Origin of the sequence: Meridianimarinicoccus aquatilis, assembly GCF_004358675.1 — a bacterium.
Lineage (GTDB): Bacteria > Pseudomonadota > Alphaproteobacteria > Rhodobacterales > Rhodobacteraceae > Meridianimarinicoccus > Meridianimarinicoccus aquatilis.
This window is the reverse complement of the sequence record NZ_SMZO01000085.1, coordinates 1-10,448: the sequence shown is the minus strand read 5'-3', so window position 1 is coordinate 10,448 and position 10,448 is coordinate 1. Positions and strand designations below refer to the sequence as shown.

15 protein-coding genes are annotated in these 10,448 nt (G+C 59.2%); 7 read left to right on the top strand and 8 right to left on the bottom strand.

From position 1 onward, the window contains the following. The coding region (locus tag E2L05_RS20895) for a hypothetical protein (protein WP_449288513.1) at window positions 1-330 on the top strand (330 nt) is incomplete at its 5' end. A gap of 217 nt (window positions 331-547) precedes the next feature. On the opposite strand, the gene E2L05_RS19340 is transcribed toward E2L05_RS20895, so the two are convergent. The 5 genes from E2L05_RS19340 to E2L05_RS19320 form a co-directional block, all read right to left on the bottom strand. Next, on the bottom strand, window positions 548-784 hold the full coding sequence (locus E2L05_RS19340; RefSeq protein ID WP_133344572.1) for a TFIIB-type zinc ribbon-containing protein: 237 nt from the start codon (window positions 782-784) through the stop codon (window positions 548-550). Window positions 785-956: 172 nt separating this feature from the next. Next, window positions 957-2,267 (bottom strand): ABC transporter permease, encoded by a 1,311-nt coding sequence (locus E2L05_RS19335; protein ID WP_133344570.1) that lies wholly within the window; start codon window positions 2,265-2,267, stop codon window positions 957-959. Then, on the bottom strand, window positions 2,264-2,941 hold the full coding sequence (locus E2L05_RS19330) for an ABC transporter ATP-binding protein (protein ID WP_133344568.1): 678 nt from the start codon (window positions 2,939-2,941) through the stop codon (window positions 2,264-2,266). The genes E2L05_RS19335 and E2L05_RS19330 overlap by 4 nt, the downstream gene beginning before the upstream one ends. Before the next feature lie 15 nt (window positions 2,942-2,956). Further along, window positions 2,957-3,379 carry a hypothetical protein gene (locus E2L05_RS19325; RefSeq protein WP_133344566.1) on the bottom strand — a complete coding sequence of 141 codons (423 nt, stop codon included), beginning with the start codon at window positions 3,377-3,379 and terminating at the stop codon, window positions 2,957-2,959. 74 nt (window positions 3,380-3,453) lie between these two features. Continuing rightward, the gene (locus tag E2L05_RS19320) at window positions 3,454-4,947 is read right to left on the bottom strand and encodes an alkaline phosphatase (protein WP_133344564.1); all 1,494 of its coding nucleotides are present in this window, start codon (window positions 4,945-4,947) and stop codon (window positions 3,454-3,456) included. A 613-nt stretch (window positions 4,948-5,560) separates the two neighbouring features. Here E2L05_RS19320 and E2L05_RS19315 point away from each other — a divergent pair. Both E2L05_RS19315 and E2L05_RS19310 read left to right on the top strand, forming a co-directional pair. Further along, window positions 5,561-5,998 (top strand): hypothetical protein, encoded by a 438-nt coding sequence (locus E2L05_RS19315; protein WP_133344562.1) that lies wholly within the window; start codon window positions 5,561-5,563, stop codon window positions 5,996-5,998. Between the two features lie 209 nt (window positions 5,999-6,207). Beyond that, complete coding sequence (locus tag E2L05_RS19310) at window positions 6,208-6,636, top strand: hypothetical protein (protein WP_133344560.1); 429 nt, start codon at window positions 6,208-6,210, stop codon at window positions 6,634-6,636. Window positions 6,637-6,771: 135 nt separating this feature from the next. Here E2L05_RS19310 and trfA read toward each other — a convergent pair whose 3' ends face one another. Then, a complete protein-coding gene (gene trfA / locus E2L05_RS19305) occupies window positions 6,772-7,779 on the bottom strand; it encodes a plasmid replication initiator TrfA (protein ID WP_133344558.1) in 1,008 nt (335 codons plus the stop codon). Window positions 7,780-8,080: 301 nt separating this feature from the next. On the opposite strand from trfA, the gene E2L05_RS19300 reads away from it, so the two are divergent. Genes E2L05_RS19300 through E2L05_RS20890 form a run of 3 tightly spaced genes read left to right on the top strand, consistent with a single transcriptional unit; the run spans window position 8,081 to window position 8,924 of the window. Then, window positions 8,081-8,335 carry a type II toxin-antitoxin system Phd/YefM family antitoxin gene (locus tag E2L05_RS19300; protein WP_133344556.1) on the top strand — a complete coding sequence of 85 codons (255 nt, stop codon included), beginning with the start codon at window positions 8,081-8,083 and terminating at the stop codon, window positions 8,333-8,335. Beyond that, window positions 8,335-8,760, top strand: a complete 426-nt coding sequence (locus tag E2L05_RS19295; RefSeq protein ID WP_072702377.1) for a type II toxin-antitoxin system VapC family toxin — start codon at window positions 8,335-8,337, stop codon at window positions 8,758-8,760. The genes E2L05_RS19300 and E2L05_RS19295 overlap by 1 nt, the downstream gene beginning before the upstream one ends. Then, a complete protein-coding gene (locus tag E2L05_RS20890; protein ID WP_165971818.1) occupies window positions 8,757-8,924 on the top strand; it encodes a hypothetical protein in 168 nt (55 codons plus the stop codon). Before E2L05_RS19295 ends, E2L05_RS20890 begins: the two co-directional genes overlap by 4 nt. Window positions 8,925-8,948: 24 nt before the next feature. Here the strand turns inward: E2L05_RS20890 and E2L05_RS19290 are convergent, their stop codons facing one another. Both E2L05_RS19290 and E2L05_RS19285 read right to left on the bottom strand, forming a co-directional pair. After that, window positions 8,949-9,506, bottom strand: coding sequence for a hypothetical protein (locus E2L05_RS19290; RefSeq protein ID WP_133344554.1), 558 nt, complete (start codon window positions 9,504-9,506; stop codon window positions 8,949-8,951). After that, window positions 9,503-9,781 carry a hypothetical protein gene (locus E2L05_RS19285; RefSeq protein ID WP_243722066.1) on the bottom strand — a complete coding sequence of 93 codons (279 nt, stop codon included), beginning with the start codon at window positions 9,779-9,781 and terminating at the stop codon, window positions 9,503-9,505. The genes E2L05_RS19290 and E2L05_RS19285 overlap by 4 nt, the downstream gene beginning before the upstream one ends. A gap of 136 nt (window positions 9,782-9,917) precedes the next feature. Here E2L05_RS19285 and mobQ point away from each other — a divergent pair. Continuing rightward, window positions 9,918-10,448 (top strand): MobQ family relaxase (gene mobQ, locus E2L05_RS19280; protein ID WP_165971817.1); only part of this gene is annotated, 531 nt, incomplete at its 3' end.

The following is a 10,448-nucleotide window of genomic DNA, read 5'->3' as shown; positions in this document are numbered from 1 at the left end:
CGGGATGGCCGAGAGGATGAACCCGACCTTGCCACGCGCTTGCGGGATGCGTGGGAGGCGCGGCAGGGCCGACCGGAGATGCAAGAAACGACCGTGCCGGAGCGCGAGACTTCACAGGACTTGGCGGCACGCTTGCGTGAGGCGGCGGCAGGGATCGACCCGAACGCCCTCGCCGACCGTGCCGCCGCATTGCGCGAGGGCCGCGAAGCCGAGGAACGGCAGGCCGAGCTGGATGCGGCGCGAGAACAGGAGATGGAACGTCAGCGGGAGATCGAGCGCGACGCGGACAGCGTCGCCGAGCGAGATCGCGGGCTGGGTCACGGGCTATAGAAGGGCCCGTGGCCCAGCCCGTAGCGGTCGTTCGGGCAGCGCGCGGCGAAGGTTATCGAAGAGCCCATTTTGACTTCTCGTGGCAAGCTACGTCGCTGCGGCGCAGAAGAGAGAAAATGTTGTTAAATTATCGACGGCAAAGGCGCCACTTGGGTGAAGCGCACGGCTTGGTCTAAAAAACACCGTTGCTAGTGCGCTTAGACCCGCTCGGCTTGACTCAGAAGTCGAATAACTCGCTCAGAAAACTCTTTGGTTTTTTGCTCGAAATCGGATGATAGCCGTCCTCGTCATAATCTCTCCCGGGCGATCTTGACGCCTGGGCGGCAGAGTTTTCAATGATTTTACCCAACTCGCCTTGGTCGAGCCAGACTCCCCGGCATTTCGGACAAAAGTTGATTTCGACGCCAGCGTGTGACTTCCCCGCCAGCTCTCTTCCATCAATTGGGCATTTCATTTGTCGGCCTCCTTTTAGTGTTCAGGCTCATCTGAGTTGATGCAATCGTCAAGCGCAAATCCCGATTGTCGATCTCTGGGACAAGCAGCGGACGGGGCTCTGGCTCATGGGCCGTCCGAAATCGGTGTTAAAACGCCTGTGGTTAAAGTAGCCACCAAACACCTGGTGCAGTTCAGCCGCGCAATCCGTCGACAATTGGCTTTCGCAGAACGGCAAGCGCTGGCAGCAGTGACAGCAGCGTCATCAAGCTGACGAACCCGGCCAGATAATGGAACTCGGTCCAGCCTATTTGGGCGGAAATCAGGATATCGGTACGCGCACTGATAATGCGCGACAAGATCATGGCCGTAATCCAACCCAGCCCAAGACCCAGCACCGAACCTGCGACCAGCAATGCCGTGCAGTAGGACCAGAGCACCGCGAACACAAAGCGGGCTGGCGCCCCCAAAGCGCGTAGCAACGCCATCTGCCGCATGAAAAGCCGCGACAGGATGAACAGGCCCAGCAGTACGCTGGCGGCAACCAGGCATTGCGTGACCAGCGACATCAATGACATCGCCTGCCGGATGTCGCCCATAACACGGTAAAGATTGCTTAATACCGCTCCGGGAAAGAAGGCCATTGTCTGGGCATCGCGCGTGAATTCAGAGCGTAGCGCATAGTTGGCCCACATCGCGCTTGCCCGCACGACAATCGCCGGGGTGCCCGGAAAATAGTCTGGATCAAATGGCGGGCCGATTTGATCGGCACGCTCTGGGGCGTGGCCATTCGCCAACCCGTGCACCTCCCAGATCGTCTCGATCGGGACAAGAACCGCGCGATCCCAGGGCGTGCCGGTATATCCGATGCGTCCGACGACTGTCAGGTCCGCGGCATGCGCATCGTTTTCGGCAGCATCCCCGACGCCATGGGCCGGTTCGAAGACGTCGCCGATCTGCAAAGGAGTCAGGGCGCCGATCACCGCTTCGGCAGTGCTTTTCCACAGTCGTCCTTCTATTTCGCCATCGCTTAGATGCTGAACAAACTCAGCTGTTGTGCCCACCACGGAAGACGCGCCGTAGCTATCGCCAAATGCCAGTGGAGCCGCGATCGCGACATTCTCATGCCCTGCGATTGCCTGATAGGTAGCGCCATCCAAAAGTGGCACGTCGCTTGGCTGAAGATAGACCGTGGCGAGCATCATGGTGATTTCGCTGCCAGGTGCTGTAACCACCAGATCGAACTTGTCGGCCGCTCTGGCGGTGCCTTCGCGCAATCCGCGTTCTTGCGCCAGCAGGCCCAGCCCCATCCCAACAGATATGGCAATCAGAAGAACGAACAGCGCGTTGGCCCAGCGAAACCGCCACAAGAGCGCACCGATCAATGGCCATGGTGCAAAGCCGCGAAGCACAAGGCGACACAAGATCAACGCGGGCAGGCCCAGAGCGACGATCAGAACAATGTCCTGCGTCAGGGCTGAAAGACCGTCCCAAACGTCCATCATGGCAATGCACCCGCTGTCACTTGCCCATCCTCCAAACCAAGGACCCGGTCCATCCGGTCAAGAAGATGCGCATCATGGCTGACTGCGATCAGGGTCGCCCCCTGATCCCGTACCCGGTTGACGAGGCCTTCGATCAGCGAATCGGCGGCGGGGCGGTCCAGGCTGGCCGTCGGCTCATCGGCGAGCAGAATGGTCGCTTCATTCGCCAACGCCCGCGCGATCGCCACACGCTGACGCTCTCCTCCCGAATAGCTGGCAACAGACCGCGCGCTGGCGTCCAGTCCCAGATGCGCCAGTTGCGCCATCGCGCATGCTTTCACACCTGCCCTTTGGGCTTTGGGCAGATACATCGCGGCAAGACCGGCATTCGAAGCCGCGTCAAGTTCCTCGAATAGCAGGAAGTCCTGAAAAATCATGCCGATATTCGCAGCACGGAACGAGGCTCGGCGCGCAGATGACAAGGTCAGAAGATCTGTGTCACCCCAATGCACCTCTCCGTTTATGCCTTCCAGCAAACCTGCCAGCGCATAAAGCAGTGTCGATTTCCCCGCACCGGACGGTCCGCGAATGCCAAGCGACGCGCCCGGCGTCAGCTCCAGATTGGGTACGTTCAAAAGAACCCGCCCGCCCCGATTGCGCACCACGCAGTCGCGAACATGCAGCGGCAATGTCATGAAACGTGCACTCGCTTAGGAATATTTCGCATCGACCAGCCGCACCCGGCTGACAAAGCCGGTCTCGGGGTCGGTCATGTCGCCAAGCTCCAACACGCCCTGGGTCACGATCTTGACGTTGAACGGGATCACCTTGACCGTGCGCTTGGTGTAAACTGCCAGAATATCGTCGGGCCAGTCTGCCGAGGATTCGCAGAACGGGCAGGTTGCCATCGGGCGCTTGGTCAGCACGAAGAAATTAGCCTCGGCCTTCAGCGGCGGGGCCATGAAACCGTCGACCGTGATGCGCTGGCCCTCAAGTGACAGGGCTAGATCGGAAAATGTCTGGTCCTTGTTATAGAGGTCACGCAGCTTGATCGGCGCTTCCATCGCTGGAAGAGGCGTTGAAACAAAGGGCAGCACCGCGAAAGCACCGAGGAAGGCGCGTCGTTGCAGCATGATGTCCTCCTTTGAAAATTAACAGGAGCCCCCTTTAGATAGGGAGCTCCTGCAGCCAGCAAAAGGGGCTGCGTCTATCTGGCGCTGACCGCGTGGTGCATCACGTGAAAGATCACGTTCTGCTCGATCGTGCCGTCAAACAGATGCGCCCAGGGGCCCTTGGCATAGACAGCCACATCCACGGGTGAGTGGGTTTCCGACGAACGCGGGATCAGAGCCTGCTGCAGATAGTCGATATCCAAGGCTTCTTCCTGCGTCAGTTCCGGGCGGACACCGGCCCAGTTCATGTCTTCGCGCAACACCGAACCGGCCCCGTTCAGATAGCCCGCAACGGTGTAGGGCCTGCCATCGCTTGCCAGTTCAGGTACGCCGTTGTGGCCGATGCCCTCGTTGTCGACACCCATGCAAAGACCAGTGATCGGCGTGCCGCGGCCGCAATAGCCGTTGAAGCTGATCGCGTGGTCATGGTCGGCGGTGACGATGATCAGCGTATCGGCGTCATCGGTCATCGCGTCGGCCATCGCCACGGCTTCTGCAAAGGCGACACCGTCGCGCACAGTGCGCGCCAGGTTGCCGTCGTGGTTGGCGTGGTCGACGCGACCCGCCTCGATCTCAAGGAAATAACCGCCCTCGTTGTGGGCCAGATACTCGATGGCCATCTTGGTCATCGCGGCCAGCGACGGCTCGTCCGAATCGTCCCGGTCGGCCTCGTACTTCATGTGGCTGTCTTCCATCAGCGCCAGAACCGGCGTCGAGCCGTCAAGGTTCAGCGCCATCGCGGTTTCAGTATTCCAAGCGTATTGTGCGCCCGCCGCCTGCGCCTCGGCGATCAGGTCGCGCCCATCCTTGCGGCGACCAGTTCCGCCTTCGTCCAATGCGGCGCCGTCTGGGGCAAAGTGCCGCCGCCCGCCGCCCATCGCAAAGTCGATCACGCCCGATTGCATCGAGTCAAACAGTTGCGTTGCGATATCGCGGCTGGTGTCGCACTCGTCCGGCACGGCGTCTTCCCAGTTCCGATAGGCGGTCTTGGCATAGACGGCAGCGGGGGTCGCGTGGGTCAGCCGCGCAGTCGACACGATGCCAACGGATTTTCCTGCCTCTGCCACGATCTCGGCGAAAGTGGTCAGTTCATTGCCCGCCTCGGTGGTGCAATCCTTGGTAATCGCGTTCTCACCCAGGTTGACCAGGTTGAAACGCTGCTTGACGCCGGTGTTCATCGCAGCGGCCGTCGGGGCGCTGTCGGGTGTCGAGGCGTTGATGTTGTAGGTCTTGACCAATGCCAGATAGGGGAAGGCCTCATACGGCAGGACGTTCTCATCGCCAAAGCCGCCCTTTTGCTGACCATCAAACATCCGGGTGGCATAGTTGGTCCCAACGCCATTGCCGTCTGCAATCAGAAGGATCACGTTTTTGGCGGTGTTGGTGTTGGGCTGGCGTGCAAGCATCTGTTCGACCGTTGCCTGTCCATCAATGTACCACTGGCTGGTTGCCTGCGGCACCAAATCCTGGGCAAAACTTGCGTTGGCAGCTGCCAGCGCGAGCAGCGAAATCGCTGTAATATTTTTCATGATTGCTCTCCCGTTGTTGTCGATATTGGGCTTGGAAAAAAGATGAACCGTTATCCTGGCAGCATTTGGGAAACACGCCTAAAGGTCAAGCAATCATCCTGAATGCTCTCCTCCGTGAGGATTGCCCGCGCTCAATTCCGCCGTACTCCGCGCATCTTAAAACAGGTGCCTCGAAACTCCTGCGCACGGGTCGAGCCCATCCACAGCCTAAAGCGGCGGAATCATCGTGCTCCACGCAATCCAAGAATCTGGAATCGTGTGGCCGTGCCACAAATGGCCAATTTCGCTAATGCCGCCCATTCGACAAGGAAGCAAGGGGATAGCGCCGCCAAAAAACCAAGGCTAATCTAAATCAGTTTTGCCGCATTTCTGTCCTGCAGCGAAAGTCGGGTTTGTCCCGCACACTGTGAGTTCACGCGCAGCGCAGCGAAGGTCCGTTGATGTGAACCTCGGCTGTAGAACGCCTTGCCGATCCTGCCTCCGATATCTGGCGTCTCCGGCAGGATCGGCAAGGCGTTTGGATAATGCGCCAAGTGGGTGTAACATGCGTAACTGTAAGCCTCACAGGTAGATGAGGCGAATTGCAACCCTGTGAGAGCGAGCGGTTACACTCATGAGTTACACCCTAGGAGAAGCTGCGAAAGCGGCAGATTTCAGCAAGCCAACTCTTTCCAGAGCCATAAAAAAAGGGAATCTTAGCGCGAAACGTCTTGATGATGGCTCCTACAGCATCGACGCGGCAGAGCTGGAACGGTGGAAGGATGCTAACGGGCACAGGAACGGTGCTGTGAAGCGAATTGCAACCCCTACCGAAACACCTGAAACACCCCGTGAAACCAGTGCGTTGCAGGCCGAAGTTGAGAAGCTTCGCGCCCAGATCCAATCTGACCAGCGCGAACGCGGTTTTTTGGAACAACGCATCGAGGATCTGAAAGAGCGGGCCGAAAGGGCGGAACGCAAGGAAGACCAGCTCCACGCGCTCCTGGTCGATCTGCGGCCGCAGACGGAAGCCGAGCCGCGCAAGGGCTTCTGGGGGCGGTTGTTTGGATAGCCGCTAGTTTTCCGCACCTGACACAAGGTTCCCGACGGAAGCAGGGTATCCTACACAGGTCTAGTATCCCTGACCGAAACCGTCAGATGACGGCTATGAGCCCATACCTACCTTGATGCGTTTTCACGAAGAAGCTCTTGTCCAGTCCGACTGCCTAAATCAGGTCACACTCATCTCATAAGAAAGCGATCGTCTTGGAGTTTGAAGTCATGTTCATCTTGTCACTTCGCGGAAAATTTGGATCAACCATTGCGCTTCGATTGCACCTATTTTCGATTGCACTGACAATCGTTTTGTTCAGTTTCTCAATTTTGGTGTTACAGGTGGCTGCGGTCGCTGCATTTCTGGCCGGTTCTTATTTGACCCTGCGATATATGGACAGGAACAAGGAAAAACTGATTTTTAACAGTGAGGCAAACCGCCAGTTTGCATACCCAAGTATCTCAGACGCGGAAAAATGGTTTGCATACTTTCAGTGGTCGCTGGCTATCATTTTCTTCACCGGAGGTATCTGGCTAGCCTTGTCAGACGTTGATGAAATCGCCGCACCTACCGGATTAATTGCCGCCACTTTTTTCGTAGGATGCCTTGCTGTCATAGACATTATTCATCGGCTTACCCGTAAGCGGGACAGTTAAATCGATAGTTTTCCGTCAGGTCAAACCCGTTTCAACAACGGTCGCTTTGTCCCGCATAGCGGCCCCCGGACCTTCGTCGGAGCAACCGAGGGCGCACCAGCGGCAGACCCGGAATCTTACGTCAGGTGAGGAACACTAGCGCAGGCTGTCCTGTTTTGCACAATAGGCGACAAAGGCCGCTCCTGCATTCTTCGGCGGATTGCCCTTGGCCGTTTCCGCCTGCGCGAAGGCCAGCCAATCGGCCCGCAGCGCGTAGTAATCCCGGCCTCTTTCCCGTGCCACGGCGCGGGCTTTCTCTTCGGCCCAGTCGGGCAAGGCAATGGCGGGGGCGATCTGCGCCTTCGACTGGCGGGGCCGGACGATCACGAGGTCAGCATCGTCCAGCTCGAAGCGGTAGAACGGCGTCACGTCTGCCTTGATGATTTCGCGCAGATTGTGCCGGAACCGTTTGACTGGAGCATTGCTGCCGGTCTTGTTCTGGAGCGTCGTCAGCCCGATCTGCCACTTTGGCTTGCTGCCGCAATGCTTCCGCGCGATCTCGTAAAGGCGGCGCTCCAGCGGGCGACGCAGCCGAAAGTAATCGTTCGATATCGTGACGACCTGGTCGGACTCGATGGCCCGCATGAGCCACCGCGACAGCTTCACCTCGCAATAGTCCAAGCGAAACCGTTCGTCGTCTGTGCGCACAAAACCGCCCTCGTCGATGAGCGAGAAAATCCGCGTCTCGATCTTGCCACCGGACCTGATGTTGGTGACGAACTGCGCACCCTGGAGGCGGGCGAAAGCGTCTTCGAGGCGCTTGTAATGGTTGCCACCGATCGGGCGGTTGGTGGCAACCGACAGCTCGCGGGCTGAAAAGCGCACGGTATCCCCAATCGCCTCGCCCCGGTTCTTGCGGTGCATGAGCTGGCTAATCGTGAAGATCAGGATGTCCTTGTCGAAGATGGTGGGCAGGCCGAGGCCGGATGGCCGGATTTTCAAAATGTTGTCGCCGCTGCGATATTCGAGGTGCCGCATGTCCGGTTTCGTTGCCAGTGAGAACAGCGGATGCTCCATCGAGGCCATGTCGTCCTTCGGCACCGCATCCGCGATATCGAGGACGAAGAAATCAAGGTTTGGGTGGCGATCTGGCAGCAAACTCATCAGCGAATCTTTGACCTATCAGGAACTTTCTCGTTTGACCTATCAGGAACCAAATTTTGAGGAAAGCCCGTTTGACCCTTTCGGAACCAAAGTTTGACCCTTTCGGAACCAAAGTTTGACCCTTTCGGAACCCGGAGGCGACTTTATTTCAAGCAGAGCAAGAGGTTGCTGAATCCGTAACTTACTCCGTAGGTAACACTATTAACACTAGGGCAGAACGCTGACCGGATGGGGTTCAGGTTGACATAACAGTATGTTGTAGTTACGTTGCTACATTAAGATGCTTAGAAGGATGTGAGCGATGGGAATGACGACGATCAACAGCCGGACGTTCAATCAGGATGCCAGTGGTGCAAAGCGGGCTGCGCAAGACGGTCCTGTGTTCATCACGGACCGGGGCAAACCAGCGCATGTCTTGCTCAGCATCGAAGCCTACAGACGGCTGACAGGACGCCGAGAAAGTATTCTTGATTTGCTGGCCGATCCAGAAGCGGCAGACGTCGCTTTTGAACCGGATCGCCTGGATAGCCTCACACGTCCCGCCGATTTGTCCTGATGTTCATCCTCGATACGAATGTGGTGTCCGAGCTGCGCAAGGCAAAAGCAGGGAAGGCGGATGCCAATGTCGTTGCCTGGGCCGAGGATCAAGACCCGTCAGCGCTGTTTCTGTCCGCCATCACCCTCTTGGAACTTGAGATGGGCGTCAGGCAGATGGAAAGGCGTGACAGCACGCAGGGCGCCGTCTTGAGGGCTTGGATGGCTGATCGGGTGCTTCCAGTGTTCGAGGGGCGTATCCTGCCCGTGGACGGGCCTGTCGCGCTCTGCTGTGCCGCTTTGCATGTTCCAGACCCTCGCAGTGACCGGGACGCCCTGATCGCCGCCACAGGGATCACCCATGCCATGTCCATCGTTACGCGCAATGTTGCGGACTTCGAGCCGACAGGCGTGCAGATCATCAACCCGTGGGAGCCGATGCCATGACACCCAGCAGCCCGACAGCGACCGTTCTCAAAACAGAGCGAGCCACCATCGAGGGCATCCAGCGCGGGCTTGCGGATGTTAAAGCTGGCCGGACAGTGAGCCATGAGGATGCAATGGCATCCGTGCGAAAGATCATCGACGCTGCGGCGGACGATGTTGTTTGAACCGAAGAATGGCCGGACTGATTTTCACTGATCCGGCCTGTTGATCCAGATCGCGCAGTAGCTGGACCCGTTGTCCTGCTCGACCACCTGACCCCCGGCGTTGTCGCAGTAGATGCTCGGAAAGCGTCCGAACTCTCGGGCATCGCCCCGTCCCGTGATCCAGAACGCCGCCAGAGCGCCAAGGAGCGCCCCTGCGGCCCCTACAGAGGCCAACCACACCCAGAACCCGCCAAACCACCGCCACGCCTCTCTGCGGGCTTCTCCGGCGGCTCTGCGAAAGGCATCACGCTCCTTGGCCAATTCCCCGGCCACGTCCGTCAGGACGCCCTGTGCGGCGCTGGCAGCCGCTGCGGTGGCATTACGGACAACCTGGTCCCGGTCATTCCGCAGGGTGTTCTGGAGGCTTGCCGGGGCATTTTCTGCCGCGCGTTCCATCTTGCCGACCGCCTGCGCCAGGGTTTTGTGCAGTGCTTCGGCTTCCTGCTTGTCGAGGCTGGTGCGGGCAAGATGCTCGATGCTTCGACGCAGGGCTGTCAGCTCCTGCGAGAGGATGTCGAACGCGTCTCCGGGGTTCCCGCTCATGTCTGATCCGCCTTCGCCGCCACCTGATCCAGTTCCGCCAGCAGCCCGACCAGCTCTTTCTGATCGACTTCGCGGGTGGCGTTCTTGCGCAGGGTCGAAGCCATCCAGCGTGCGATCTTCGGGTCGTTCAGGGCTTCGGTTGTCACGATGGCCCCGACGATGATTTTCCGCCGGGTCTCGCTGGCTTTCTGACGAGTCTTGAGGCGGGCGAGCTTGGCCTGCGTTTCCGCTATCTGCTGATCTACTGTCCGCGCCATTTCGGTCTCCACGTTCATCGCTCCATGTTGATTTGTGCCGTGGGTTGAGGCAGGGTGCAAGACACGAAGTGCCCACTTATACAAACGCTGCGCGTTTGTGTGGGCGGGGGAGACTGGCGTTTCCCCTCGACCCCTAAGCAAAGTGCAGCACTGAATGGCGATCTATCATTTACGCGCAACGATGATTTCCCGCAGTCAGGGCCGCAGCGCCACGGCGGCTTCCGCCTACCGCGTGGCCGAGCGGATCGAGGACCGCCGCACCGGGCTGGTCTTCGACTACGCGGCGCGGGGCGGTGTCGATCACACCGAAATCCTCGCACCGGATCACGCGCCGGATTGGGTCCGTGACCGATCCGAGCTGTGGAACCGCGTCGAGGAATCCGAGACCCGCAAGAACAGCCAGGTCGCCCGCGAGGTGCGCGTGGCCCTGCCTGACGAGCTGACCCATGCACAGCGGCTTGATCTGGTGCGCGAGTTCGTGCGCGGCCAGTTCGTAGAGCGCGGCATGGTGGCCGACATCGCCCTGCACGCACCGGGGCGCGCGGGCGACGAGCGCAACCATCACGCCCACATTCTGCTGACCACCCGTGAGGTGGATGCAGACGGCTTCACCACCAAGAACCGCGACTGGAATGCCGTCGAGGTTCTGGAAGGCTGGCGCGAGGCGTGGGCGCGGGACAGCAAC

Bases quoted from the DNA above. Each gene is read 5' to 3' on its own strand.
- E2L05_RS19340 (WP_133344572.1), bottom strand. From the start codon at position 784: ATGAAATGCCCAATTGATGGAAGAGAGCTGGCGGGGAAGTCACACGCT.
- E2L05_RS19335 (WP_133344570.1), bottom strand. From the start codon at position 2,267: ATGATGGACGTTTGGGACGGTCTTTCAGCCCTGACGCAGGACATTGTT.
- E2L05_RS19330 (WP_133344568.1), bottom strand. From the start codon at position 2,941: ATGACATTGCCGCTGCATGTTCGCGACTGCGTGGTGCGCAATCGGGGC.
- E2L05_RS19325 (WP_133344566.1), bottom strand. From the start codon at position 3,379: ATGCTGCAACGACGCGCCTTCCTCGGTGCTTTCGCGGTGCTGCCCTTT.
- E2L05_RS19320 (WP_133344564.1), bottom strand. From the start codon at position 4,947: ATGAAAAATATTACAGCGATTTCGCTGCTCGCGCTGGCAGCTGCCAAC.
- E2L05_RS19315 (WP_133344562.1), top strand. From the start codon at position 5,561: ATGAGTTACACCCTAGGAGAAGCTGCGAAAGCGGCAGATTTCAGCAAG.
- E2L05_RS19310 (WP_133344560.1), top strand. From the start codon at position 6,208: ATGTTCATCTTGTCACTTCGCGGAAAATTTGGATCAACCATTGCGCTT.
- trfA (WP_133344558.1), bottom strand. From the start codon at position 7,779: ATGAGTTTGCTGCCAGATCGCCACCCAAACCTTGATTTCTTCGTCCTC.
- E2L05_RS19300 (WP_133344556.1), top strand. From the start codon at position 8,081: ATGGGAATGACGACGATCAACAGCCGGACGTTCAATCAGGATGCCAGT.
- E2L05_RS19295 (WP_072702377.1), top strand. From the start codon at position 8,335: ATGTTCATCCTCGATACGAATGTGGTGTCCGAGCTGCGCAAGGCAAAA.
- E2L05_RS20890 (WP_165971818.1), top strand. From the start codon at position 8,757: ATGACACCCAGCAGCCCGACAGCGACCGTTCTCAAAACAGAGCGAGCC.
- E2L05_RS19290 (WP_133344554.1), bottom strand. From the start codon at position 9,506: ATGAGCGGGAACCCCGGAGACGCGTTCGACATCCTCTCGCAGGAGCTG.
- E2L05_RS19285 (WP_243722066.1), bottom strand. From the start codon at position 9,781: ATGAACGTGGAGACCGAAATGGCGCGGACAGTAGATCAGCAGATAGCG.